Annotated in this window: 21 protein-coding genes; 3 read left to right on the forward strand and 18 right to left on the reverse strand. The window is 63.6% G+C overall.

The genetic code is table 11. The annotated features are described in order from the left end of the window. Positions 1-55 precede the first annotated feature (55 nt). Positions 56-919 carry a UDP-2,3-diacylglucosamine diphosphatase gene (locus L880_RS0129730; protein ID WP_027478695.1) on the reverse strand — a complete coding sequence of 288 codons (864 nt, stop codon included), beginning with the start codon at positions 917-919 and terminating at the stop codon, positions 56-58. Beyond that, the gene (locus L880_RS0129735; protein WP_027478696.1) at positions 919-1,767 is read right to left on the reverse strand and encodes a GNAT family N-acetyltransferase; all 849 of its coding nucleotides are present in this window, start codon (positions 1,765-1,767) and stop codon (positions 919-921) included. Before L880_RS0129735 ends, L880_RS0129730 begins: the two co-directional genes overlap by 1 nt. A gap of 314 nt (positions 1,768-2,081) precedes the next feature. Here L880_RS0129735 and L880_RS33960 point away from each other — a divergent pair, with 314 nt between their 5' ends. Next, entirely contained in the window at positions 2,082-5,027 is a 2,946-nt protein-coding gene (locus tag L880_RS33960) for a bifunctional diguanylate cyclase/phosphodiesterase (RefSeq protein ID WP_043331023.1), read from the forward strand. 39 nt (positions 5,028-5,066) lie between these two features. Here the strand turns inward: L880_RS33960 and glmM are convergent, their stop codons facing one another. From glmM to L880_RS0129760, 4 genes are all read right to left on the reverse strand, one after another. Continuing rightward, positions 5,067-6,401, reverse strand: coding sequence for a phosphoglucosamine mutase (gene glmM / locus L880_RS0129745; RefSeq protein ID WP_027478697.1), 1,335 nt, complete (start codon positions 6,399-6,401; stop codon positions 5,067-5,069). 28 nt (positions 6,402-6,429) lie between these two features. Continuing rightward, complete coding sequence (gene folP, locus L880_RS0129750) at positions 6,430-7,284, reverse strand: dihydropteroate synthase (protein WP_027478698.1); 855 nt, start codon at positions 7,282-7,284, stop codon at positions 6,430-6,432. 93 nt (positions 7,285-7,377) lie between these two features. Next, positions 7,378-9,303, reverse strand: a complete 1,926-nt coding sequence (ftsH, locus tag L880_RS0129755; RefSeq protein ID WP_027478699.1) for an ATP-dependent zinc metalloprotease FtsH — start codon at positions 9,301-9,303, stop codon at positions 7,378-7,380. A 145-nt stretch (positions 9,304-9,448) separates the two neighbouring features. Beyond that, on the reverse strand, positions 9,449-10,117 hold the full coding sequence (locus L880_RS0129760; protein WP_027478700.1) for an RlmE family RNA methyltransferase: 669 nt from the start codon (positions 10,115-10,117) through the stop codon (positions 9,449-9,451). Positions 10,118-10,187: 70 nt separating this feature from the next. Here L880_RS0129760 and L880_RS0129765 point away from each other — a divergent pair, with 70 nt between their 5' ends. Continuing rightward, positions 10,188-10,661 carry a YhbY family RNA-binding protein gene (locus tag L880_RS0129765; protein WP_027478701.1) on the forward strand — a complete coding sequence of 158 codons (474 nt, stop codon included), beginning with the start codon at positions 10,188-10,190 and terminating at the stop codon, positions 10,659-10,661. A 4-nt stretch (positions 10,662-10,665) separates the two neighbouring features. Then, positions 10,666-11,427 (forward strand): hypothetical protein, encoded by a 762-nt coding sequence (locus tag L880_RS0129770; protein WP_027478702.1) that lies wholly within the window; start codon positions 10,666-10,668, stop codon positions 11,425-11,427. Positions 11,428-11,456: 29 nt separating this feature from the next. On the opposite strand, the gene L880_RS0129775 is transcribed toward L880_RS0129770, so the two are convergent. The 12 genes from L880_RS0129775 to bamA form a co-directional block, all read right to left on the reverse strand. Then, on the reverse strand, positions 11,457-11,918 hold the full coding sequence (locus L880_RS0129775) for a DUF4149 domain-containing protein (RefSeq protein WP_043331025.1): 462 nt from the start codon (positions 11,916-11,918) through the stop codon (positions 11,457-11,459). After that, positions 11,918-12,394 (reverse strand): transcription elongation factor GreA, encoded by a 477-nt coding sequence (gene greA / locus L880_RS0129780; RefSeq protein ID WP_019573227.1) that lies wholly within the window; start codon positions 12,392-12,394, stop codon positions 11,918-11,920. The genes L880_RS0129775 and greA overlap by 1 nt, the downstream gene beginning before the upstream one ends. A gap of 139 nt (positions 12,395-12,533) precedes the next feature. Next, complete coding sequence (gene carB / locus L880_RS0129785) at positions 12,534-15,782, reverse strand: carbamoyl-phosphate synthase large subunit (protein ID WP_027478704.1); 3,249 nt, start codon at positions 15,780-15,782, stop codon at positions 12,534-12,536. After that, complete coding sequence (gene carA / locus L880_RS0129790) at positions 15,775-16,947, reverse strand: glutamine-hydrolyzing carbamoyl-phosphate synthase small subunit (RefSeq protein WP_027478705.1); 1,173 nt, start codon at positions 16,945-16,947, stop codon at positions 15,775-15,777. Before carA ends, carB begins: the two co-directional genes overlap by 8 nt. A gap of 234 nt (positions 16,948-17,181) precedes the next feature. Further along, on the reverse strand, positions 17,182-17,967 hold the full coding sequence (locus L880_RS0129795) for a TrmH family RNA methyltransferase (RefSeq protein WP_027478706.1): 786 nt from the start codon (positions 17,965-17,967) through the stop codon (positions 17,182-17,184). Then, positions 17,964-18,608: a ribonuclease HII gene (gene rnhB / locus L880_RS0129800; RefSeq protein WP_027478707.1), complete on the reverse strand. Its 645-nt coding sequence runs from the start codon at positions 18,606-18,608 to the stop codon at positions 17,964-17,966. The genes L880_RS0129795 and rnhB overlap by 4 nt, the downstream gene beginning before the upstream one ends. Next, on the reverse strand, positions 18,580-19,710 hold the full coding sequence (gene lpxB / locus L880_RS0129805) for a lipid-A-disaccharide synthase (RefSeq protein ID WP_027478708.1): 1,131 nt from the start codon (positions 19,708-19,710) through the stop codon (positions 18,580-18,582). The genes rnhB and lpxB overlap by 29 nt, the downstream gene beginning before the upstream one ends. A 31-nt stretch (positions 19,711-19,741) precedes the next feature. Further along, a complete protein-coding gene (lpxA, locus tag L880_RS0129810; RefSeq protein ID WP_027478709.1) occupies positions 19,742-20,536 on the reverse strand; it encodes an acyl-ACP--UDP-N-acetylglucosamine O-acyltransferase in 795 nt (264 codons plus the stop codon). Between the two features lie 19 nt (positions 20,537-20,555). Further along, complete coding sequence (gene fabZ / locus L880_RS0129815) at positions 20,556-20,996, reverse strand: 3-hydroxyacyl-ACP dehydratase FabZ (protein WP_019573220.1); 441 nt, start codon at positions 20,994-20,996, stop codon at positions 20,556-20,558. Between the two features lie 8 nt (positions 20,997-21,004). Beyond that, positions 21,005-21,988, reverse strand: coding sequence for a UDP-3-O-(3-hydroxymyristoyl)glucosamine N-acyltransferase (gene lpxD / locus L880_RS0129820; protein WP_027478710.1), 984 nt, complete (start codon positions 21,986-21,988; stop codon positions 21,005-21,007). Positions 21,989-22,002: 14 nt separating this feature from the next. Continuing rightward, complete coding sequence (locus tag L880_RS0129825) at positions 22,003-22,542, reverse strand: OmpH/Skp family outer membrane protein (protein ID WP_027478711.1); 540 nt, start codon at positions 22,540-22,542, stop codon at positions 22,003-22,005. Beyond that, positions 22,542-24,836 (reverse strand): outer membrane protein assembly factor BamA, encoded by a 2,295-nt coding sequence (gene bamA / locus L880_RS0129830; RefSeq protein ID WP_027478712.1) that lies wholly within the window; start codon positions 24,834-24,836, stop codon positions 22,542-22,544. Before bamA ends, L880_RS0129825 begins: the two co-directional genes overlap by 1 nt. Between the last annotated feature and the right edge of the window lie 9 nt (positions 24,837-24,845).

Raw genomic sequence — 24,845 nt, forward strand, 5'->3', positions numbered from 1 at the left:
GCATGACAAGTCGATTTTCGACCGATGGGTTCCACTTTATCAATGGTTGACGATCTCAAACGCTGAGCGCCTTGATCGCCGACCCGTGCGGCTGGCCCAGGCTGGGGTTCCAGTGCACCAACTCCAGCCGGCCGTCAAAGTGCTCCACCAAAGCAGTGTGGCTTTCCACCCAGTCGCCATCGTTGCAGTAGAGCGTGCCCTGGATGGTGCGCATCTCGGCCCGGTGGATGTGCCCGCACACCACCCCATCGAGGCCGCGGCGACGCGCCTCGGTGGCCACGGCCACCTCGAAGTCCATCACGTAGTTCAGGGCCTTCTTGACCTTGCCTTTGAGGTAGGCCGACAGCGACCAGTAAGGCAGCCCCAGGCGGCCCCGCAGGTTGTTGAGGTGGCGGTTCAGGCGCAGCAGCAACTCATAGAGGTTGTCGCCCAGGTAGGCGAGCCACTTGGCACACTGGATCACACCATCGAAATGGTCGCCATGGATGACCCAGAGGCGGCGCCCGTCCAGCGTGGTGTGGATGGCCTGCTCGACCACTTCGATGCCACCGAAGGAATGGCCCACGAAGCCCCGGGCAAACTCGTCATGGTTGCCAGGGATGAAGATGATCTGGCAGCCCTTGCGGGCACGCCGCAGCAGCTTCTGCACCACATCGTTGTGGGCCTGGGGCCAGAACCAGCGGCGCCGCAACTGCCAGCCATCGATGATGTCGCCCACCAGGTACAGGGTGTCGCTCGGATGGTGCTTGAGGAAGTCGAGCAGGGCCTCGGCCTGGCAGCCCGGGGTGCCCAGGTGCAGGTCCGAAATGAACACGGCACGCACCCGGTTGCGGCCCTCTTCACCCCCCGGGTCGGCCTCGGCCTCCACGGGCGGGCCCTGGGTGGCCCACTGGTTCAGCGCCTCGAAGCTGGTTCTCATCAGACACCCAGGAAGTGCTTGCGGTAGCGGGACGGCAGATCGGAGATGCGCATGAGCATGGGCAGATCGGCCGTGTTGAAGTCGGGGTCCCAGGCCGGTGCACCGAGCACCTTGGCGCCCAGGCGCAGGTAGCCCTTGATCAGCGCCGGCGGCTCGATCTGCAGGCTGTCATCGAGCTGTTCGACCGGCAGGGCCAGGCGGGGCAGCACGTGGTATTCGATGGGGGCCAGGTGCGTCTCGCGCAACTGGCGCCAGATGCTGGCGGCCGCATCGCCGCTGACCACACCGTTGTGCAGCATCGGGATGCTGGCGCAGCCGATCATGGTGTCGAGCTGGTTGCGCACCATGAACTCGGCCAGGGCGCCCCACAAGGCCATGATCACCCCGCCCTGGCGGTGCTCAGGGTGCACGCAGCTGCGGCCCAGCTCGACCATGCGCGAGCGCAGCATGCGCAGGCGGGTCAGGTCGAACTCCATGTCGCTGTAGGTGCTGCCGATGCGCTTGGCCTGCACCGGGGTCAGCACGCGGTAGGTGCCGATCACCTTGCCGCTGTGCTGCTCGCGCACCAGCAGGTGCTCGCAGTAGTCATCGAACAGGTCCACATCGTGCCCCGGCACCGAGGTGGCCAGGCGGGCTCCCATCTCACCGGCGAAGATGTCGAACCTCAGACGCTGGGCTTCGCGCACTTCGTCGAGGTGTCGCGCCCACGAAACCTGAACACCCCCGCGCCCAGTTGCCGCATCCGCAGCGCCGTGCGGGCGCTCAGCTGAGTGGTCGCCTCGATGAAGCGACCCCCGAGGCAAGGCAATCGGCGACAGCGGGAAGGTCGGGTTGGGCAACTCTTTCATCATGGGCTCCTGGGCGACTGACAGGCGGGGCCGCATCTCGTCAGCCGCACGCCGAATGCTGAAAGGGGCCGCCAAGCTGGCCCGCCCCACCGTTGCAAGCTCGGCGCCGATCCGGGTCACACCAGGGAACGGGCAGCCAGCTGCTCTGTGCAGGAGTCTCTTCAGCCGGCGTGACCGGGTCATGTCATGGGGATGGCAAAACCGTGACATCGTCCCGACGTCGCGCCCCCACGAGCCACGGGCGCACAGGCTGGGCGGCCTGGCGCCTGGGACGAGCGGCATAATCGAACCAGATCACCCCCCACCCTTGCGCCATGCCCTCCGTGAAACCCTGGACCGCCGCCCTGCTGGCCTTCCTGGTTTCCATGGCGGCCTGCCTGGCCCTGGTCGAGGTCTTGCAGCGCCACCAACGAAGCGAAGCCGTGGCCCGGGTGTCCGACCTGGCCAATGACCACGCCCAGGCCTTGCAGCACACACTGGAGCAGGCGCTGGCCGCCAACTACGCGCTGGCGGCGCTGGTGCAGCAAAGCCAGGGCCAGGTACCCCAGTTCGAAGCCACAGGGGAGATGCTGCTGAAGTTCCATCCCGGGGTCACGATGCTGGGTTTGGGGCCAGGGGGGCGGATCAGCCAGGTCGTGCCGCTGGCGGGCAACGAGCGCGCGATTGGCTTCAACCCGCTGGAAGATCCGCAGCAGCGCGACGAAGCCCGGCGGGCCAGACTGTCCAGGCAGCTCAGCATGGCCGGGCCGCTGAACCTGGTGCAAGGGGGCATTGGTGTGGTGGGCCGGCTGCCGGTGTTCCTGCCGGATGGCCTGGGTCATGACAGTTTCTGGGGCTTTACCAATGTGACCATCCGGCTCGAGCCGGTGTTGGATCTGGCCCAGCTGCCCCGCTTGAGCGAACGCGGCTTCGTCTACCGACTGTGGCGTACCGTGCCGGACACGGGTGCCAGGCAGGTGATCGCGCAGGGGGGGCTCGGCTTGCTGGATCAAGCTGTCGAACGGACGATTGCACTGCCCAACGCCCAATGGCACCTCAGTGTCAGCCCCTCAGAAGGCTGGACATCGCCCCTGAATCAGCTGATCCACGGATTGGGCGCCACCCTGGTCTCGATGCTGCTGAGCTATCTGGTGTACCTGCTCACGCGCCAGCGGCTGCAGGAACGCTGGCTGGAGACCCAGGTGGCTGCGCGCACGGCCGAGATCGAGGCGGCAAAACAGCATCTTCAGGCCACGCTTCAGGCCGTGCCAGACCCGATGTTCGAGTTCGACCTGGAAGGCCTCTGCCTGGGTGCCCAGGTGCCTGTGCATGGAGCAAGTGTTCTTCACGCCAAACTGGTGGTCGGCCGCCACCTGCAGGAAACCTTGAATGCGCAAGCCAGCCAGGAGGTGATGCGTGCGCTGGAGCAAGCCCATCGGCAGGGGTGGTCCGGCGGCCATCAATTTGTGCTGCACCATGCGGATGTCCCTCATGAATTCGAGCTCTCCGTGGCGAGATTGGCCGTGTCGGCCGGTACCACGCCGCGCTTTGTGGCCATGGTGCGGGACGTCACGCGCCGGCAGATGGACCAGGAGATGCTGCGCCTGACGGCCAAGGTGTTTGAGCTCAGCAGCGATGCCTTCGTGGTGACCGATGCGACGGAACGCATCATGATGGTCAACGAGGCGTTTTGCAGGCTGACCGGATTCGCGCGCCATGAGGTCTTGGGCCGGCCAGCCAAGTTGCTGGCCGCCCACCGCGAGGACGACAACTTCGTGCACCTGGTGCGCAACGCCATCCACCTGCAAGGCCATTGGGAAGGTGAGGCGTGGAACCAGCGCAAAGACCGAAGCCGCTATCTGCAGTGGCTGTCGGTGAGCAGCCTGGTGGCGCCCCAAGGGCAGACCAGCCACTACATTGCGGCCTTCCGCGACATCACCCAGCAAAAGCAATCCGAGGAACGCATCCGAAGCCTGGCTTACTTCGACCCCCTCACCGGATTGCCCAATCGGACACTGCTGCAGGAACGAAGCCAGGCGGCCTTGAACACGGCCCGGCGCACCGGGCAGGGCTTTGCCGTTTTCTTCCTGGACATCGATCACTTCAAGAACGTGAACGACTCGCTGGGCCACGGTATCGGAGACCAACTGCTGCTTGAATTTGCCCACCGCCTGCGCGACCTGATCCCTGAGCCCGATACCGTGGCCCGCCTGGGTGGCGATGAGTTCGTGCTGCTGATTGGTCAGGCCCAGGCCACCGAGGCCCAGAAACTCGCTCAGGCGGTGCTGGACCTGGCGACCGAGGCTTTCATCGCGGGGGGGCATGAACTCAACGTGACCTTGTCGATCGGCGTGGCCCTGTTCCCTCTACATGGCACCGACTTCCAGGCCCTGCAACAACGTGCCGATGCCGCGATGTACCGGGCCAAGCGCAGCGGGCGCAATCAATACTGCCTGTTCACCGATGCCATCCAGGCCGATGCCAATCGGGTCCTGATGCTGGAGAACGCCTTGCGCCGGGCGCAGGAACGCGGACAGTTGAGCGTTCACTACCAAGCCCAACTCGACTTGAAGAGCGGTGCAGTGGTGGGCGCAGAGGCCTTGATGCGCTGGAATCACCCGGAGCTGGGCAGCATCTCGCCCGCCGAATTCATTCCGATTGCGGAAGACAGCGGGCTGATTCTGGGCTTGGGGGAATGGGTGTTGCGCACGGCGCTGGGCCAATTGCGTCAGTGGATCGATCGGGGCTTGCCCCCCCTGAGCATGGCCGTGAATGTGTCGGCGGTCCAGTTCCGCCAGCCCCAGTTGCCGGAGCTGGTCAGGCGGGTGGTCGAAGAGGCAGGGGTCGCCCCCCACTTGGTGGGGCTGGAGCTGACCGAGGGCGTGGCACTCGACGACCCCGCGGGGGCCAGTCAGATCATGGACCGCCTGCATGCCCAAGGCATCCGGCTGCTGATCGATGACTTTGGCACAGGCTATTCATCGCTCAGCCAGCTCAGGCGCTTCCAGGTCAGCAAGCTGAAGATCGACCGATCCTTCATCAACGACCTGCAGAACAACCCTGAGGACCGGGCCATCGTGCGTGCCATCATCAGCATGGCCCGGGCCCTGGACATGCTGACCCTGGCAGAGGGGGTGGAAAGCGCGTGGCAAATGGACTTTCTGCGCGAGGAAGGCTGCGAGGAAATCCAGGGCTTTCACTTCAGCCGCCCCTTGCCGGCCGACGCCTTTGAAACATTTGTCAGGCAACACCACCAGACACGGGTGGTCACCGCCGGCTGAACACTGGCCTGAGCGGAGAAGAGGGGCCGCCCCCCAGCCTCAGCCGGCCCGCGCCGCGTCGGCCATCTGATGGGCCAAGGAACTGGCCAGGCCAGCGTCACGGGCTTCCACCATCACACGCAACAACGGTTCCGTGCCACTGGGGCGGATCAGCACCCGCCCCTGACCGGCCAAGGCGGCCTCAGCCTGGGCGATGGCCTGCTTGAGCAGCTCGTTGTTCTGCCAGGTCTGATCCGGCCGCAAGCGGACATTGACCAGGGTCTGGGGGAACAAGGTGACGGGGGCCAACCACTGCGCCAGGGTCCGCCCGCCGCGCACGCAGGCCTGCAACACCTGCAGGGCACTGATCAGGCCGTCTCCCGTGGTGTGGCGGTCCAAGGCCAGCAGGTGCCCGGAGCCTTCGCCACCCAGGGTCCAGCCTTTTTGCTCCAGTTGTTCGAGCACATAGCGGTCACCCACTTTGGCGCGCACAAAATCAACGCCACGCTCGCGCAGCGCCAGCTCGACCGCCATGTTGGTCATCAGGGTACCGACCACACCGGGCACCGGCAGGCCGCGCTCCAGCCTGTCCATGGCGAACAGGTACAGCAACTCATCGCCGTTGTAGAGGCGGCCGGTCGCATCCACCATCTGCAGACGGTCGGCATCCCCATCCAGGGCCACCCCCAGGTCGGCCTGGTTGGCGCGCACGGATCGCACCAGGGCGTCCGGGTGGGTGGCACCCACTTCATGGTTGATGTTGAGACCATCGGGTGTGCAACCCAGCGCAATCACCTCGGCGCCCAACTCATGGAACACCTTGGGCGCAATGTGATAGGCCGCGCCATGGGCGGCATCCACCACGATGCGCAGGCCCTTGAGCGTGAGTTCGTTGGGAAACGTGCTTTTGCAGAACTCGATGTAGCGGCCGGCGGCATCCTCCAGGCGCCGGGTCTTGCCCAGCGAGGCAGAGTCCACCCAGACGGGGGCCTCCTGCAGTGCCGCTTCCACGTCCAGCTCCCAGGCGTCGGGCAACTTGGCGCCCTGGGCGCTGAAAAACTTGATGCCGTTGTCCTGAAAGGGGTTGTGGCTCGCGCTGATGACCACGCCCAGGCTGGCGCGCTGAGCACGGGTCAGGTAAGCCACGCCGGGCGTGGGCAAAGGGCCCAGCAACACCACGTCGACGCCGGCCGAATTGAAGCCCGACTCGAGTGCGCTTTCCAGCATGTAGCCCGAGATGCGCGTGTCCTTGCCGATCAGCACGGTGGGCCGGCTCTCGGTCTGGCGCAGCACCCGGCCCACGGCGTGGGCCAGGCGCAGCACAAAATCGGGGGTGATGGGGGCCTGCCCCACCGTGCCGCGGATGCCATCGGTGCCGAAATACTGTCGTGTCATATCTATCCCTTGTCTCGCCTGATCGGTTTCAGGCCTTTTGTTGAATGCGGGGGGTTTCGGCGTCGCAAACGGCCTGCCAGACCTGCAAGGCAGCCCGGGTCTCCTGCACATCGTGCACACGCACCACCCGGGCGCCCCGGTCCACGGCCAGCACGGCTGCGGTGGTGCTGGGCACCAGGCGCTGCTCCACCGGCAATTGCGTCACAGCCCCCAGCGAAGACTTGCGCGACCAGCCTGCCAGCCAGGGCAGCCCCTGCACGGCCAGTTCGCTTTGCCGCGCCAGCAAGGCGAAATTCTGCTCCACGGTCTTGCCAAAGCCGACCCCGGCATCGAGCACCACCCGTTCTGGGGCAACGCCCAGGGCGAGCAGGCGATCCAGCTCCTGCTGCAAAAAGGCGTTGACCGCGGGAATCACATCGCCCTCCAGGGGTTGCACCTGCATGGTCTGGGGGTCGCGGTGCATGTGCATCAGGCAGACGCCACAGCTGGGATGGCGGGCCACGACCTCACGCGCACCGGGCTGGCGCAAGGCCCAGATGTCGTTGATGACGTCGGCACCCAGGTCCAGCACGGCCTGCATCACTTCGGGCTTGTAGGTATCCACCGAAACCGGCACCCCCAGGTGCACGGCCTCGCGCACCACCGGCAGCACACGGGCCAACTCATCCTGCAGCGACACCGCAGGGCTGCCCGGGCGGGTGGACTCGCCACCAATGTCCAACAGGTCCGCCCCCTGGGCCAGCAGTTGCTCGGCGTGGCGCAAGGCCTGAACCGTGGTGGCGTGTTGCCCGCCATCGGAGAAGGAGTCGGGGGTGACGTTGACGATGCCCATCACCTGGGGGCGACTCAGGTCGATCCGAAAACGCGAAGTCTGCCAAAACATCCAGAAAAGCCGATCCGAAATAGGCAACGGGGCCGGTCAAGGCCCCGTTGGGAAGAAACGCTCAGGGCGTCAAGGAAAGTCAGCGCCCGAAATTCAGGCCGCAGTGGGGGCAGCCGGGGCGGCCTCGGTGTTCACAGCGGGGGTGCCACCGCCACCGCCGTCACCGCCCGAAGGGGTGCGAGGCGTCCAGTCCTTGGGAGGACGGGGGGCCTTGCCGGCCATGATGTCGTCGAGCTGCTCGCCGTCGATGGTTTCCCATTCGAGCAAGGCCTTGGCCATGGCGTGCATCTTGTCGCTGTGCTCTTCGATCAGGCTGCGCGCCAGGGCGTACTGCTGGTCGATGATGCGACGCACCTCGGAGTCGACCTTCTGCATGGTCTGCTCACTCATGTTGGTGGTCTTGGTCACCGAACGGCCCAGGAACACTTCGCCTTCGTTCTCGGCATAGACCATGGGGCCCAGCGATTCGGTCATGCCGTAGCGCATCACCATGTCACGGGCGATCTGCGTGGCACGCTCGAAGTCGTTCGAAGCACCGGTGGTCATCTGGTTCATGAAGACCTCTTCAGCGATGCGGCCGCCAAACAGCATGCTGATCTGGTTCAGCATGTAGTCACGGTCGTAGCTGTAGCGGTCTTGTGCCGGCAGGCTCATGGTCACGCCCAGGGCACGGCCACGCGGGATGATGGTGACCTTGTGCACCGGATCGCATTTGGGCAGCAGCTTGCCGATCAGGGCGTGGCCCGACTCGTGGTAGGCCGTGTTGCGGCGCTCTTCCTCGGGCATGACCATGCTCTTGCGCTCGGGGCCCATGAGGATCTTGTCCTTGGCCTTTTCAAAGTCCTGCATCTCGACGGTGCGGGCATTGCGGCGGGCAGCCATCAGGGCGGCTTCGTTGCACAGGTTGGCCAGGTCAGCGCCGCTCATGCCGGGGGTGCCACGGGCGATGATGCCGGGGTTCACATCCTGGCCGATGGGCACCTTGCGCATGTGCACGTTGAGGATCTGTTCACGGCCACGGATGTCAGGCAGGGTGACGTAGACCTGACGGTCGAAACGCCCCGGGCGCAGCAAGGCGGCGTCCAGGATGTCCGGGCGGTTGGTGGCCGCGACCACGATCACGCCGAGGTTGGTTTCGAAGCCATCCATCTCGACCAGCATCTGGTTCAGGGTCTGTTCGCGCTCGTCATTCCCACCGCCCAGGCCGGCGCCACGCTGGCGGCCGACGGCGTCGATTTCATCAATGAAGATGATGCAAGGGGCGTTTTTCTTGGCGTTCTCGAACATGTCGCGCACGCGGGCTGCGCCCACGCCGACGAACATTTCCACGAAGTCAGAACCCGAAATGCTGAAGAAAGGCACCTTGGCCTCGCCGGCAATCGACTTGGCCAGCAAGGTCTTGCCGGTGCCCGGGGGGCCCACCAGCAGCAGACCGCGCGGAATGCGACCGCCCAGCTTCTGGAACTTCTGCGGGTCTTTCAGGAAGTCGACGACTTCCTTGACTTCTTCCTTGGCCTCGTCACAACCGGCCACATCCGCGAAGGTGACCTGGTTGTTGTTGTCGTCAAGCATGCGTGCCTTGCTCTTACCGAAGCTGAAAGCACCGCCCTTGCCACCGCCCTGCATCTGGCGCATGAAGTACACCCACACGCCGATCAGCAGCAGCATCGGGCCCCAGCTGACCAGCAGGGTCATGAGCAGGGAGCCTTCTTCGCGGGGCTTGACGTCGAACTTGACGTTGTTGTTGATGAGGTCGCCCACCAGGCCACGGTCGAGGTAGGTGGCGGTGGTGCGCAGTTTGCGGTCGTCGGTGGTGACGGCCACGATCTCGGTGCCCCCTTGGCCCTCCTGGATGGTGGCGCTCTTGATGCGGTTGCCACGCACTTCCTCGAGGAAATCGGAGTACCCGACGTAGCCAGCACCCGAACCACCACGCGAGTCGAACTGCTTGAAAACAGTGAACAGCACCATGGCAATCACGAGCCAGACGGCAATTTTCGAAAACCACTGATTATTCAAGCGGGGCTCCAGAAGCGTAAGTCAACGAGGGAAACGTGGGGCCCATTTTAGGCCTTTCAAGTCGGCAGGGGATCTGATTTCTCGATTGCAGCCATAGGGCAAACAAGGGTTTTGACGCAGGAAGACCTGATTTTCTTGATCTGACTCACGGTTTGCCCGGGTTCTTGAGCCCCATGCCGATCAGGAAGGTCTCGGACGATTTGTCGCGCGAGGACTTGGGTTTGAGCGGTTTGACCACCTTGAAGGTCTCCTTGAACAACTGCACCAGTTGCGTGTAGCCACTGCCGTGGAACACCTTGGTGACCAGCGCACCCTCAGGCTTGAGGTGATGCTGCGCGAAATCAATCGCCAGCTCGATCAAATGGGCGATGCGGGCGGCGTCCACGTTTTCGACCCCCGACAGATTGGGTGCCATGTCGGACACCACCACATCGATGGGCCGGCCCTGCACCACGGACTCGAGCTGCGCCAGCACCTCGGCCTCGCGGAAGTCGCCCTGGATGAAGATCACGCCTTCGATGGGCTCCATGGGCAGCAGGTCGAGTGCAATGATGGCGCCATTGAGCTCGCCCACTGCGGCCCCGGCCGGTGACAGCTTGCGCCGCACGTACTGGCTCCAGGCCCCAGGGGTGGAGCCGAGGTCCACCACCAGGTGTCCGGGCTTGATCAAGCCCAGTGTTTCATCGATTTCCTTGAGCTTGTAGGCCGCTCGGGCCCGGTAGCCGTCACGTGCGGCCTGCTTCACGTAGGGGTCGTTGACATGGTCGTTCAACCATGCCTTGTTGACCTTTTTGCTCTTCGTTTTGATCTTCATGTTTCCTTGCCGGCGGCCTGGCCGCCAGGTCACCCTGGTTCTAGGGGCGGCCAAGCCCGATAATACGGCCATGCCCCAAATTCAACTTACACCCGCCGAGCGCCGGGAACAACGGGCCAACGCCCACCACCTCGATCCCGTCGTGCTCATCGGGAGCGATGGTCTCACCCCTGCCGTCCAGAAAGAAGTGGACGCCGCCCTGAATGCCCACGGCCTGATCAAGGTCCGGGTGTTCTCGGACGACCGAGCCAACCGCGAACAGATCTACCAGACCCTGGCCACCGACCTCGGTGCTGCACCGGTGCAACACATCGGCAAGCTGCTGGTGCTGTGGCGCCCGCAAGCCGAAAAGCAACGCCCGGAGGACGAGGACCGCATGCCCGGCCCACGCGACGTCAAGGTGCTGAAATACAGCAAGCGCGCCGGCCACAAGCCCGAGGTCAAGACGCTTCGCGTGCTCGGCAACCAGCGCCTGACAGCGGGTGGCATCGTCAAGCGAGCCAAGCCCAAGCAGACGTCGGTCAAGAAACGCCAGGCCGACTGAGCGCATGAGCCTCGTATCCGACACGGCGGTCACCCCCAAAGGTGACCGCCACGTCATCTGCATGAAATGGGGCACGAAATACGGCCCCGAATACGTCAACAGGCTTTACGCCATGGTGCGCCGCCATCTGAGCGGCCCCTTCAATTTTGTCTGCCTGACCGACAATGCGGCCGGCATCCGACCTGAGGTCCAGTGCCTGTCCATCCCTGCGCTTGATCTGCCTGCCGGCATTCCGGAGCGCGGCTGGACCAAGCTGGCCACCTTCAGCGCCGACCTGCATGGCCTGCGGGGCACCGCCCTCTTCCTCGATGTGGACGTGGTCGTCACGGGCTCGCTGGATGCGTTTTTCACCCAGCCTGGCGAGTTCCTGATCATCCACGACTACAAGCGCCCGTGGCGCATCACCGGAAACTCCTCAGTCTACCGCTTCGAGCTGGGGGCGCACCCGGACGTGTTGACGTACTTCAGAGGCCATTTCGACCAGATCCGCCAGCAGTTCCGCAACGAACAGGCCTACCTGTCCGACTTTCTGCATCGCCAGGGCAAGCTGGCCTACTGGCCGGCAGATTGGTGCCCCAGCTTCAAATACCACTGCATTCCCGCCTGGCCCAGCAATTACTGGAAGGCGCCCTTTGTTCCCCAGGGGGCACGCGTGGTGATCTTTCACGGCGAATGCAACCCGCCTGACGCCTTGGCGGGCCGCCGCAACCGGCGCTTTCGCCACATCCAGCCCGCCACCTGGGTGGCCGATCACTGGCACGAGTGAACACGGTGCGTGCTCGGCAAACCACCCATTCAGGTGGTTTGCCCACGTGCCTCGCCAGGCCCTCCACTGAGGCGCCAGAACAGCACCCCCACCAGCACCCACTGCAGCAGGTACAAGCCGCTGCCCAATGAGTGCCACAGCTTGAGATTGTCTCGGGCCACGATGCGGGGTGCCACGCCGAACTCGGAGACCAAGGCACACAGCATGGCGGCCAGCACCAGGCCCAGCAAGGCCGTCGGCCATGCCGGTGCCTCAGTACCCCCATCATTCGACGGGCGCAGCAGCATCAGCAGCAACAGACCACTGAGCGTTCCCACCCAGGTCTGGGCAGAGAACAGATGCGCCGCCATGCCGCCGGCCACCGCCGGGGTGCCCAATTTGGCGAACAGCAAGGGCACGACCATGAAGCCGACCGCACTCAGGCTGCCCCACCACAGGCCTGCCAGCAAAAGAGGCAGACGCGCCCGGAGTCGCTGAGGCCAGGTGCTCATCACAGGTAGTGCACCGCCACCACTTCGTAGCGCTTGATGCCGCCTGGTGCCTGCACCTCGGCCACATCGCCCTCTTCCTTGCCGATCAGGGCGCGCGCGATCGGGCTGGAGACGTTGATCAGGCCCTGCTTGAGATCGGCCTCGTCCTCACCCACGATCTGGTATTTCACGGCATCGCCGGTGGCCTCATCTTCGAGCTCCACCGTGGAGCCGAACACCACACGGCCGCCTGCATCCAGGGCCGACGGGTCGATGATCTGGGCGGCCGACAGCTTGCCTTCGATTTCCTGGATCCGGCCTTCGATGAAGCCCTGACGGTCTTTGGCAGCTTCGTACTCGGCGTTTTCGCTCAGGTCACCTTGGGCACGCGCCTCGGCGATGGCATTGATGACCCAGGGACGGTCAACAGTCTTGAGGCGGTGCAGCTCTTCCTTGAGCTTTTCAGCGCCACGCTTGGTGATGGGGATGGTAGCCATAGGGTTACTCCGTCATTTTTTCTTCGAAGTCTGCCTCACTGACACGGCAGGCTGGCAGGGCACAAAAGCAAACCGCCGCACGTTGCCGCGCGGCGGTTTCATTTCAGCGGTGGATTATGCCGCGATTAAAGCCGGCGACTCAGACCGCCGTCAACTGCGCATGCAGCTCCTGCACCGAATACACGTCCAGGTTGTCCATGTACTTCATGCCTTCGACAGCCGCCTCGGCGCCTGCGATGGTGGTGAAGGTGGTGACACGGGCCAGCAAGGAGCTGGTGCGGATCTGACGCGAATCAGCGATGGCATTGCGGCGCTCTTCCACCGTGTTGATGACCAGAGCAATCTCGTTGTTCTTGATCATGTCGACAATGTGCGGACGGCCTTCGGTGACCTTGTTCACCGTCACGCAGGCCACGCCTGCGGCGGTGATGGCCGCGGCCGTGCCCTTGGTGGCGACCAGTTCGAAGCCTTGTGCCACCAGTTGGCGGGCCACTTCGACGGCACGCGCCTTGTCGTTGTTCTTCACGGTCAGGAAGGCCTTGCCCGAGCGCGGCAGCTTGGTGCCGGCGCCCAGTTGGCTCTTGACGAAAGCCTCGCCAAAGGTCTTGCCCACGCCCATCACCTCGCCGGTGGACTTCATCTCCGGCCCGAGGATGGTGTCCACACCCGGGAACTTGACGAAGGGGAACACGGCCTCCTTGACGCTGAAGTAAGGCGGGGTCACCTCATCGGTGATGCCTTGCGAGGCCAGGGACTGGCCCGCCATGCAACGTGCAGCCACCTTGGCCAGCTGGATGCCGGTGGCCTTGGACACGAAGGGCACGGTGCGCGAGGCACGCGGGTTCACTTCGAGCACGTAGATCACGTCTTGGCCGTCGATGTGCTGGATGGCGAACTGAACGTTCATCAGGCCCACCACATTCAGCGAAGCAGCCATGGCCCGGGTCTGACGCTTGATCTCGGACACGGTCTCGGCGCTGAGGCTGTACGGCGGCAGCGAGCAGGCGGAGTCACCGCTGTGCACGCCGGCCTGTTCGATGTGCTCCATCACGCCACCGATGAAGGTCTTGCCTTCAGGGTCGCGCAGGCAGTCGACATCGCACTCGATGGCATCGTTCAGGAAGCGGTCCAGCAGCACCGGCGAATCGTTGCTCACCTTGACGGCTTCGCGCATGTAGCGCTCCAGGTCGCGCTGCTCGTGCACGATTTCCATCGCCCGGCCACCCAGCACGTAGCTGGGGCGCACCACCAGGGGGTAGCCCAGGGCGGCCGCCTTCTCGAGGGCTTCGGGCTCGGTGCGGGCCGTGGCGTTGGGCGGCTGACGCAGACCCAGGTCTTGCAGCAGCTTCTGGAAACGCTCGCGGTCTTCGGCGGCATCGATCATGTCAGGGCTGGTGCCGATGATGGGCACACCCTCGGCCTCCAGGCCCAGAGCCAGCTTCAGCGGGGTCTGGCCACCGTACTGAACGATGACACCGGCCGGCTTTTCCTTGTCGACGATCTCGAGCACGTCTTCCAGCGTCAGGGGCTCGAAGTACAGGCGGTCGGAGGTGTCGTAGTCGGTCGAGACGGTTTCGGGGTTGCAGTTGACCATGATGGTTTCATAGCCGTCCTCGCGCATGGCGAGGGCCGCATGAACGCAGCAGTAGTCGAACTCGATGCCCTGGCCGATGCGGTTCGGACCACCACCCAGCACCATGATCTTCTTCTTGTTGGTGGGCTCGGCTTCGCACTCGTCCTCGTAGGAGGAATACAGATAGGCCGTGTCGGTGGCGAACTCGGCAGCGCAGGTGTCCACGCGCTTGTACACCGGGCGCACGTTCAGGGCCTTGCGGGTATCGCGGATGGCCTTCTCAGACACCTTGAGCAGCTTGGCCAGGCGGCGGTCCGAGAAGCCCTTTTTCTTCAGACTGCGCAGGGTGCCGGCGTCGATCGAGGCCAGGGCGGCATCGCCCTTTTCGGCGGCGAGCTTGTCCAGCTCGAGTTCGATCTTGACGATCTCTTCGATCTGCACCAGGAACCAGCGGTCGATCTTGGTCAGGTCGAACACTTCTTCCACGCTCAAACCCATGGCGAAAGCGTCGCCCACGTACCAGATGCGCTCGGGGCCGGGCTCGCCCAGCTCTTTTTCGAGCACTTCGCGGTCCTGGGTCTTTTCGTTCATGCCGTCCACGCCGACCTCCAGGCCGCGCAGGGCTTTCTGGAACGACTCCTGGAAGGTGCGACCCATGGCCATCACCTCGCCCACCGACTTCATCTGGGTGGTCAGGCGGCTGTCAGCCGTGGGGAACTTCTCGAAGGCAAAACGCGGGATCTTGGTGACCACGTAGTCGATGCTGGGCTCGAAGCTGGCCGGGGTGGCACCGCCGGTGATTTCGTTGCGCAGTTCATCGAGCGTGTAGCCGACGGCCAGCTTGGCCGCCACCTTGGCGATCGGGAAGCCGGTGGCCTTGGAAGCCAGCGCCGAGGAACGAGACACCCGTGGGTTCATCTCGATCACGATCATGCGGCCATCCTTGGGGTTGACCGAGAACTGGACGTTCGAGCCGCCCGTGTCCACGCCGATCTCACGCAGCACCGCCAGCGAGGCGTTGCGCATGATCTGGTATTCCTTGTCGGTCAGGGTCTGGGCCGGGGCCACGGTGATCGAGTCGCCGGTGTGCACGCCCATGGGGTCCAGGTTCTCGATCGAGCACACGATGATGCAGTTGTCCGCCTTGTCGCGGACCACTTCCATCTCGTACTCTTTCCAGCCCAGCAGAGATTCTTCGATCAGCAGCTCATTGGTCGGAGAGGCCTCCAGGCCGCGCTTGCAGATGATCTCGAATTCTTCAGCGTTGTAGGCAATACCGCCACCGGTGCCGCCCAGCGTGAAGCTGGGGCGGATCACGGTCGGGAAGCCCACGGACTTCTGCACTGCCCAGGCCTCATCCATGCTGTGCGCAATACCCGAACGGGCCGAACCCAGACCGATCTTGGTCATGGCGTCCTTGAACTTCAGACGGTCTTCGGCCTTGTCGATGGCCTCGGGCGTGGCGCCGATGAGCTCCACCTTGTACTTGTCGAGCACGCCGTTGTGCCACAGGTCCAGGGCGCAGTTCAGCGCGGTCTGGCCACCCATGGTGGGCAGGATCGCGTCGGGGCGCTCCTTGGCAATGATCTTCTCGACCGTCTGCCAGGTGATGGGCTCGATGTAGGTGACGTCGGCGGTGGCCGGGTCGGTCATGATCGTGGCAGGGTTGCTGTTGATCAGGATGACCTTGTAGCCCTCTTCGCGCAGGGCCTTGCAGGCCTGCACGCCAGAGTAGTCGAACTCACAGGCCTGACCGATGATGATCGGGCCGGCGCCAATGATCAGGATGCTTTTGAGGTCTGAACGCTTAGGCATTTTTGTGTTGCTCCATCAGTGCCGTGAAGCGGTCAAAGAGGTACGAGATGTCGTGCGGACCGGGCGACGCTTCGGGGTGACCCTGGAAGCAGAAGGCCGGCTTGTCGGTGCGGGTCAAACCTTGCAGCGTGTTGTCGAACAGGCTGATGTGCGTGGCGCGCAGGTTGGCCGGCAATGTCTTTTCGTCGACGGCAAAACCGTGGTTCTGGCTGGTGATGCTGACGCGGCCGGTGTCCAGGTCTTTCACCGGGTGGTTGGCACCGTGGTGGCCGAACTTCATCTTGAAGGTCTTGGCACCCGAGGCCAGGGCCATGATCTGATGCCCCAGGCAGATGCCGAAGGTCGGAATACCGGTTTCGATCAACTCGCGGGCCGCTGCAATCGCGTAGTCGCAAGGCTCCGGGTCGCCAGGGCCGTTGGACAGGAAGATACCGTCAGGCTGGTGCTTGAGCACTTCGGCCGCCGGGGTCTGCGCCGGCACCACCGTGACCTTGCAGCCGCGTTCGGCCAGCATGCGCAGGATGTTCTTCTTGACGCCAAAGTCATAGGCCACGACATGGAACTTCGGCTCGGCTTGCACGCCATAGCCGCTGCCCAGCTTCCACTCGGTCTGGGTCCAGTCGTAGGCGGCCGGCACCGTGACCACCCGGGCCAGGTCCAGGCCTGCCATGCTCGGTGCCCCCTGAGCCGCAGCCACCGCTTGATCGATCAGCGCCTGGGTCACTTCCTGACCGGCTGCCAGACCGACGATGGCACCGTTCTGAGCACCCTTGCTGCGCAACAGGCGGGTCAGCTTGCGGGTGTCGATGTTGGCAATCGCCACCGTGCCTTCGCGCTGCAGGTAAGCCGACAGCGTCATGGACATGCGGAAATTGGATGCCAGCAAAGGCAGGTCTTTGATGATCAGGCCAGCGGCGTGGACTTTCTCAGCTTCGACGTCTTCCTCATTGACGCCATAGTTGCCAATGTGCGGATACGTGAGCGTCACGATCTGCTGGCAATAGCTGGGGTCGGTGAGGATTTCCTGGTAGCCGGTGATGGCGGTGTTGAACACCACTTCGCCGACCGTGGAGCCGGGGGCTCCGATCGAGTTGCCAATAAAGACCGTGCCGTCTGCGAGCGCCAGGATGGCGGGCGGGAAGTTTCCCTGTTGAGACAAAAGCACTGGGTTCTCCGGGTTGGTTACGGGTACGCCCAAGCGGATTCCGACGAGTTGCCTCTGTGGATGTGCTTTTGGAGGGAATGGCTGGAATGCGCTAGGCGTGGGGTGTTGCGTGAAAGCCTCTCATTATAGCTGATCGGCGGCGCAACTGACGCGAAGTTGACAACCCACGCCCTTTTTGAGGTAGGTATTTTTTCAGCAACGCATCTCAAACCAGCCGGCGAAGCTGGCCGCCGGTCAGCTTTTCACGGCCGACAAGGCGCTGGCGTGCAGGCAGATGGCTGCAGCCGCTGCCACATTCAAGGATTCCTCGCCGCCTGGCTGCCCGATGCGCACCGACAGCTCGGCACGCGCCATCAGCGCCTCACACACGCCCTGCCCCTCGTGCCCCATGGCCCAGGCACAAGGCCAGGGCAATGGCTGATGCTGGATCAAGGCCCCCTGGTGAGAGCTGGTGACAATCAAAGGCACCTTGAGCTCGACCACCTGCTCGATGGACAGACCCTCGATCAGATCCAAGGCAAAGTGCGCACCCATGCCCGCCCGCAGGACCTTGGGCGACCACAAAGCCGCCGTTCCTTTGAGGGCCAGCACCTGCTTGAACCCGAAGGCCGCCGCGCTGCGCAGGATGGAGCCGACATTGCCGGCATCCTGCACCCGGTCCAGCACCACGGTGGGTGCGGTGGCGTGAACGGCAGACTGCGCCGGCAAATCCATCACAAAGGCCATAGGCGCCGGAGACTCCAGGCCGCTGAGGTCTTTGAACAAGGCATCGGGCAGCACCAGATTGCGCTGCGCGTGGGCAGCCCAGGATGCCCCGTCACGCTCCCAGAACGTCTCGGCATAAACGCCCAGCGCCGGGCGCAGGCCGCGCTGCAAGGCGGCACGGGCCAGGTGATCGCCCTCGAGCCAGACCCGGCCCTGCTTGCGGTAGGCGGTACTGTCCTGGGTGAGGCGGCGCAACTCCTTGAGTTGCGGGTTGTCACGTGAAGTGATGGGGGTGAAATTGGCGTTCTGAGTCACAGGCTACATTGTCGCGCACCCGCCAGGGCCTGCGCCTCACGCACCGGGGCGAATGAGTGCCTGTGCTGCGGGCAGGGGCCCTGCTCACGCAGCGCCGCCAGGTGCGCAGCAGTGCCATAGCCCTTGTGCGAGTCAAAGCCATAGGCCGGGTACTGCTGGTGGTACTGCTGGCACCAGCGGTCACGGTGCACCTTGGCCAGGATGGAGGCCGCCGAAATGGCCGGGATCAGGGAATCGCCCTTGACCACCGCTTCGGCCAACACATCGAGCCGTGGCAACTGGTTGCCATCCACCAACACCTTGACGGGCTTGAGCCGCAAACCCTCGACGGCGCGGCGCATCGCCAACAGGGTCGCCTGCAGGATGTTGAGGCGATCGATCTCCTCGACCGAAGCCTCGGCAATCGAACAACACAAGGCCTTGGCCCGGATCTCGTCAAACAGCTTTTCGCGCCGCGCCGCTGTGAGCTTCTTGGAATCAGCCAGGCCCTGGATGGGCCGCAACTCATCCAGGATGACTGCCGCAGCCACCACCGGGCCCGCCAGCGGACCACGCCCCGCCTCATCGACACCGGCCTGCAAGCCGGGGGGATCCCAGAGCAGCGTGGATTGTTCAGCGTGCAAGAAGCTTCTCGATCGCATCGGTGGCCAGGCGAGCGGTGTCGCGTTGAAGGGTTTGGTGCAATTGAAGGAAATGGGCTTGCAGATCGACGACCTTGGCCGGGTTGTCCAGCCAATCGCCCACCGCCGCCGCGAGCGCCGGGGGCGTTGCCGCCTCTTGCAGCAACTCGGGCACCACAAAGTCGCGGGCCAGGATGTTGGGCAGACCCACCCAGGGCTGCAGCTTCTTGCCCTTCATGATCTGCCAGCTCAACCAAGGCATGTTGTAGGCGATCACCATCGGGCGCTTGAACAAGGCCGCCTCCAGCGTCGCCGTTCCGCTGGCAATCAGCGTCACGTCGCACGCCGCCAACGCCGCGTGGGACTGCCCCTCCAGCACGGTCAACACGCCCCCGGCATCCGTGGTCAGACCAGCGCGACGGGCCGCCGCCTCCACCTCGGCACGCAGCGCGGGCAAGGTGGGCAACACAAAATGAAGGTCGGGGTAACGCGCCCGCAACAAGCCAGCCGCAGCCATGAAGCGATCGGCGAGGTAACGCACCTCGGAGCGCCGACTGCCCGGCAGCAAGGCCACGATGCGACCATCCTGCGGCAGGCCCAGTTGGCGCCGAGCGGCCGCACGATCAGGCTCCAGCGGAATCATGTTGGCAATCGGGTGGCCGACATAGGTGGCCGCCACACCATGTGCCGCCAGAAGCTCGGGCTCGAAAGGAAAGATGCACAGCACGTGGTCAGCCGCGCGGCGCAGCTTCTCCACCTTCTTGGCCCGCCAGGCCCAGAAAGACGGACTGACAAAATGCACCGTGGGGATCCCGGCTTCGCGCAGGCGGATTTCCAGATCGAAATTGAAGTCAGGCGCATCCACCCCCACGAACACATCGGGGCGATCGGCCAGCAGGCGGTCACCCAGGGCCCGACGCATGGCCAGCAGCTCACGCAGATGAGGCAGCACCTCGACATAGCCGCGAACGGCCAGGCGCGCCTGTGGCCACCAAGCCTCAAAGCCTCGCTGGGCCATCGCAGGCCCACCGATGCCCTGCGCCGTCAGCGCCGGCCAACGGGCCTTCAGGCCATCGAGCAGCAAGGCTGCCAACAGGTCACCGGACGCCTCGCCGGTCACCATGGCGAAACGCGGATCCATGGTCACTTCGGGGTCAGCGCACGATGCCGCGGTTGGGCGGCGTCTGCTCAAGGAAGCCCAGCATCATCTGCACATCGGCAGCCGCCTCGGGATGCGTCTCGGTGAGGCGCGAGATCTCGGTGCAGGACTGCTCCAGCGACAGATTGCTGCGGTAAAGCAGCTTGTGCATCGAGCGCACGGCAGCCATGCGCTCGGCCGAGAAGCCACGCCGGCGCAAGCCCTCGAAATTCATTGAGCGCGCTTCTGCAGGCTGCCCCTGGCACATGACAAAGGGCGGCAGATCGGCAAAGAGCAGCGAAGACATCGCCGTCATGCTGTGGGCACCGATGCGCACAAACTGATGGACCACCGTGAAGGCCCCGAAGATCACCCAGTCTTCAACTTTCACATGCCCGGCGATACCTGCGTTGTTGGCGAAGATGGTGTTGTTGCCGACTTCGCAATCATGGGCGATGTGCACATAGGCCATGATCCAGTTGTCGTGCCCGATCCGGGTCACCCCTCCACCACCGGGCGAGCCGATGTTGAAGGTGCAGAACTCGCGAATGGTGTTGCGGTCGCCAATGAACAACTCGCAGGGCTCGTTGTCGTATTTCTTGTCCTGCGGGATCGCCCCCAACGAATTGAACTGGAAGATGCGGTTGTCGCAACCGATCGTGGTGTTGCCCTCGATCACGCAATGCGCACCGATCGTGGTGCCCGCACCAATGATCACGTCCGGCCCGATGATGGTGTAAGGCCCCACCGTGACCGAGCTGTCGAGCTCGGCTGCGGGGTCTACGATGGCGGTGGGATGGATTTGGGCCATGGCGTGCTCCGGGGCTTGATCAGGCAATGGTGCGCATGGTGCACATGAGTTCGGCTTCGCAGGCCACCTCTTCACCGACGCGGGTGACGCCCTTGAACTTGAAGATACCGGCCTTCATGCGCTCCAAGGACACATCCATGATCAGTTGATCGCCCGGCTCGACGGGGCGCTTGAAACGTGCACCGTCAATGCCGGCAAAGTAGTACACCGTCTTGTCATCGGGCGTGACGCCCAAGGTATCAAACGCCAACAAGGCGGCGGCCTGGGCCATGGCTTCGAGCATCAGCACGCCCGGCATCACCGGACGGTGCGGGAAGTGGCCCATGAAATACGGCTCGTTGATCGACACGTTCTTCAAGGCCTTGATGGTCTTGCCCTTTTCAACCGACAGCACCCGATCCACCAGCAAGATGGGGTAACGGTGGGGCAGTTGCTTGAGGATTTGATGGATGTCCAACATGGGGTACTTTATGAATTCGATTCTTGTTTTAAAGCCTCAAGCGCCTTGATGCGCTCGCGAAGGCCGTGAAGTTGCTTGAGGGTGGCCGCATTTTTCTCCCACTGACGGTTATCGTCCAGAGGAAACACGCCAGTGTACTGGCCCGGCTTGAGCAAGGAACGGGTCACCACCGAGGCCGCCGAAATGTGAACATGGTCTGCCAGCGTGAGGTGCCCCAGCACCACGGCCCCGCCCCCCACCGTGCAATGCGCCCCGATGGTGGCACTGCCCGCCACGCCCACGCAACCTGCCAGCGCCGAGTGCGCCCCGATGCGGACGTTGTGGCCGATCTGGATCAGGTTGTCCAGCTTCACGCCGTCCGCCAGCACCGTGTCATCCAACGCGCCGCGGTCAATGCAGGTGTTGGCGCCAATCTCCACATCGTTGCCGATGCGCACCGCCCCCAACTGCTCGATCTTTTCCCAAACACCATCCACCGGTGCAAAGCCGAAGCCATCGGCACCGATGACCACGCCCGGATGAAGAATGCAGCGCTCGCCGATCGAACACCCCTCTCCCACCGTGACGCGGGAGTAGAGCAAGGTGTCGGCACCGATGCGAGCGCCTCGCTCGATCACGCACAGGGCACCAATGCGGGCGCTGGGGTGCACCTCTGCCTCGGGATCGATCACGGCACTGGGATGGACACGGGTGGTGCCTGCGGGGCGCGTGACCTGCTTCCAGAAACGGGTCAGCCGGGCGAAGTACAGGTAGGGCTGATCGGTGACGATGCAGGCCCCCCGCTCACTGGCCGCCGCACGGAAAGCGGGCGCCACGATCACGCAACCAGCCTTTGTCAGAGACAACTGCTGCTGGTATTTGGGGTGGCTCAGAAAACTGATGGCGTCGGCCGCGGCCGACTCCAGCGGGGAGATGCGGGCCATGCCCAGCGACGGGTCTCCGATGAGTTCGCCGCCGAGTGCCTCAACAATCTGCCCCAGATGCAGGACCATGCCTGTCACCCGGCTCACTTGCCCGTGCTGCCCGAGGCTGCGCTGGCAGCATTCAAAGCCTTGATCACCTTGTCAGTGATGTCGTGCTTGGGGTTGATGTAGATGGCTTCTTGCAGGATGACGTCGTACTTTTCAGTCTCGGCAACTTGCTTGACCACCTTGTTGGCGCGATCGATGACCTGCTGCAACTCTTCGTTCTTGCGGGTGTTCAGGTCTTCCTGGAACTCACGGCTCTTGCGCTGGAAGTCGCGGTCTTGATCAACCAGTTGCTTCTGACGGCTTGTGCGCTGCGTCTCGGACAACGTAGGCGCCTCGCGCTCGAACTTGTCAGACGCCGTCTTCAGTGCATTGCGCTGATCGACCAATTCTTTTTCACGCTTGGCAAACTCAGCTTCGAGTTTGGCCTGGGCCGACTTGGCCATGTTCGCTTCGCGAAAGATGCGGTCGGTATTGACGAAACCGGCGCGGAAGTCTTCGGCCATGACCGGAGCAGCAGCGAACGCGGAGGCACCCAGCACTGCGGCCAGGGCCCATTGACGAGAAATGGATTTCATTAGAAAGACGTTCCGATCTGGAATTGCAATCTCTGGATTCTATCGCCAGGGAACTTGCGTACCGGGTTGGCAATGGCAAAACGCAGAGGCCCCATGGGAGATACCCAGCTCAGGCCCACCCCCACCGAGGTGCGGAGCTGGCTGGAGGTGATTTTTTCGTTCTCACCAAAAATGTTACCAACATCGGTGAAACCGAAGACTCGGAGGGTGCGGTCATTGCCGGCACCCGGGAAGGGCGCGGTGACTTCAGCGTTGAACACCACTTTCTTGGCGCCACCGACAATGGCGCCTGTCACATCGTGCGGGCCCAGGGTACCCTGGTCAAAGCCCCGGACCGAGCCCAGACCACCGCCATAGAAATTCTTGAACACCGGGAAGGGCCGACCGCCCAACCCCTTGCCGAGACCGACCTCACCATTGAATGCAAAGGTGAACTTCTTGGTGATGGGCACGTACTGCTGGTACTGGTAGTTGTTGCGGGTGTATCGGGCGTCACCGATCAGGCCCAACTCGGAATTGAAGCGCTGGTAGCGACCGCTGTTGGGCGCCAGGGCGCTGTCCCGATCATCGCGCGACCAGCCCAGCGTCAGAGGGGCAGCCCAGCTGGTGTAGCCATAGGTTTCCGCGTAGGTCAGATAGGCCGCCGGAATGTTGGTACCGGCTTGAATCGTGGTCTGCTCGGCGTTCATGCCGACAAACACGCGATCGGTCTCACTGAACGGGATACCGAAGCGCAAGCCCGCTCCGGTGGTCAGCAGGCGGTAGTTGCCGCCCTGATCCGCGTAGGGACGCAGTGCGCGGTGGTAAAGATCGATGGTGCGAGAGATGCCATCGACCGTGAAGTAGGGGTCGGTCGCATTCACCGAGATGACGCGGTTGTACTTGCTGGTGTTGATCTCGAAACCCAGGTAGTTGCCCGAGCCGAACACGTTTTCATTGCGGATGCTGAACGACAGCGATACCCGCTCCGCGCTCGAAAAACCGGCACCCAGCTGAATGCTGCCCGCTGGCTTCTCGGTCACATTGATGACCAGATCGACCTGGTCTGGAGAGCCAGGCACCTCTTGGGTTTCGATGTTGACGTCTTTGAAGAAGCCCAGGCGGTCCACCCGGTCACGCGACAGCTTGATGCGGTCCCCGTCGTACCAGGAGGCCTCAAACTGCCGGAACTCGCGACGCACCACCTCGTCACGCGTGCGGCCATTGCCTGTCACATGGATGCGACGGACGTAAGCCCGGCGCGCGGGCTCTGCAGCCAGGACAAAGGACACACGATTGGTGCTGCGATCGATTTCCGGCCGCACTTCAACCCGTGCGAAGGCGAAACCAAAATTACCGAAGTAATCGGAAAACGCCTTGCTGGTATGGGCCACATCGTCAGCGTTGTAGGGCTCACCCACCTTGATCGAGACCAGCGACTTGAATTCGTCTTCCTTGCCCAGGAAATCGCCTTCCAGCTTGACACCAGACACCACAAAGCGCTCGCCCTCGGTCACGTTGATGGTGATGGAGATGTCTTTCTTGTCGGGCGAAATGGCCACCTGGGTCGAGTCGATGCGGAACTCGAGGTAGCCACGCGCCAGGTAATAGGAGCGCAGGGTTTCCAGATCAGCATTGAGCTTGGCCCGGGCATAGCGATCGGACTTGGTATACCAGCTCAGCCATCCACCGGTGTCCAGATCGAACAGGCCGCGCAGGGTGGATTCGCTGAAGGCCTTGTTGCCCACCACCTGGATGTCCTTGATCTTGGCGGGCTCGCCCTCCACCACCGAGAAGGTCAGATTGACACGGTTGCGCTCGATCGGCGTGACCGTGGTCACCACTTCAGCACCGTAAAGGCTGCGGCTGATGTATTGACGCTTGAGTTCCTGCTCGGCCCGGTCGGCCAGCGCCTTGTCAAAGGGACGCCCCTCAGCCAGACCCACATCGCGCATGGCCTTTTTCAGGGTGTCCTTGTCGAACTCCTTGGTGCCGACAAATTCGACCTCGGCCACCGTGGGCCGCTCTTCAACGACCACGACCAGCACATCGCCATTGGCTTCCAGGCGCACGTCCTTGAAAAGGCCCAGTGCGAACAGCGCACGGATGGCTGCGGAGCCCTTGTCATCGTTGTAGGTCTCACCCACCCGGAAGGGCAGCGACGCGAAGATGGTTCCGGGCTCAACCCGTTGGAGGCCTTCAACGCGGATATCACGCACCGTGAAGGGGTCGACGGCCCAGGCGTGCGAGGCTACCAGGAGGGTCGTCACTGCAGCCACAGTGCGCAGGCAAAAACGGGAGAGATGTTTGTTCATGAATGAGCG

The sequence above is a fragment of the Curvibacter gracilis ATCC BAA-807 genome, from assembly GCF_000518645.1.
Lineage (GTDB): Bacteria > Pseudomonadota > Gammaproteobacteria > Burkholderiales > Burkholderiaceae_C > Curvibacter > Curvibacter gracilis.

What these genes read in the sequence shown, in the direction of transcription:
- L880_RS0129770 (WP_027478702.1), top strand. Translation starts at nt 10,666, where the DNA reads ATGAGCCTCGTATCCGACACGGCGGTCACCCCCAAAGGTGACCGCCAC.
- fabZ (WP_019573220.1), bottom strand. Translation starts at nt 20,996, where the DNA reads ATGTTGGACATCCATCAAATCCTCAAGCAACTGCCCCACCGTTACCCC.
- L880_RS0129730 (WP_027478695.1), bottom strand. Translation starts at nt 919, where the DNA reads ATGAGAACCAGCTTCGAGGCGCTGAACCAGTGGGCCACCCAGGGCCCG.
- L880_RS0129735 (WP_027478696.1), bottom strand. Translation starts at nt 1,767, where the DNA reads ATGAAAGAGTTGCCCAACCCGACCTTCCCGCTGTCGCCGATTGCCTTG.
- folP (WP_027478698.1), bottom strand. Translation starts at nt 7,284, where the DNA reads ATGTTTTGGCAGACTTCGCGTTTTCGGATCGACCTGAGTCGCCCCCAG.
- L880_RS33960 (WP_043331023.1), top strand. Translation starts at nt 2,082, where the DNA reads ATGCCCTCCGTGAAACCCTGGACCGCCGCCCTGCTGGCCTTCCTGGTT.
- L880_RS0129765 (WP_027478701.1), top strand. Translation starts at nt 10,188, where the DNA reads ATGCCCCAAATTCAACTTACACCCGCCGAGCGCCGGGAACAACGGGCC.
- bamA (WP_027478712.1), bottom strand. Translation starts at nt 24,836, where the DNA reads ATGAACAAACATCTCTCCCGTTTTTGCCTGCGCACTGTGGCTGCAGTG.
- glmM (WP_027478697.1), bottom strand. Translation starts at nt 6,401, where the DNA reads ATGACACGACAGTATTTCGGCACCGATGGCATCCGCGGCACGGTGGGG.
- L880_RS0129775 (WP_043331025.1), bottom strand. Translation starts at nt 11,918, where the DNA reads ATGAGCACCTGGCCTCAGCGACTCCGGGCGCGTCTGCCTCTTTTGCTG.
- greA (WP_019573227.1), bottom strand. Translation starts at nt 12,394, where the DNA reads ATGGCTACCATCCCCATCACCAAGCGTGGCGCTGAAAAGCTCAAGGAA.
- lpxB (WP_027478708.1), bottom strand. Translation starts at nt 19,710, where the DNA reads ATGGTGACCGGCGAGGCGTCCGGTGACCTGTTGGCAGCCTTGCTGCTC.
- lpxA (WP_027478709.1), bottom strand. Translation starts at nt 20,536, where the DNA reads ATGGCCCAAATCCATCCCACCGCCATCGTAGACCCCGCAGCCGAGCTC.
- L880_RS0129825 (WP_027478711.1), bottom strand. Translation starts at nt 22,542, where the DNA reads ATGAAATCCATTTCTCGTCAATGGGCCCTGGCCGCAGTGCTGGGTGCC.
- L880_RS0129760 (WP_027478700.1), bottom strand. Translation starts at nt 10,117, where the DNA reads ATGAAGATCAAAACGAAGAGCAAAAAGGTCAACAAGGCATGGTTGAAC.
- lpxD (WP_027478710.1), bottom strand. Translation starts at nt 21,988, where the DNA reads ATGGTCCTGCATCTGGGGCAGATTGTTGAGGCACTCGGCGGCGAACTC.
- rnhB (WP_027478707.1), bottom strand. Translation starts at nt 18,608, where the DNA reads ATGCGATCGAGAAGCTTCTTGCACGCTGAACAATCCACGCTGCTCTGG.
- carB (WP_027478704.1), bottom strand. Translation starts at nt 15,782, where the DNA reads ATGCCTAAGCGTTCAGACCTCAAAAGCATCCTGATCATTGGCGCCGGC.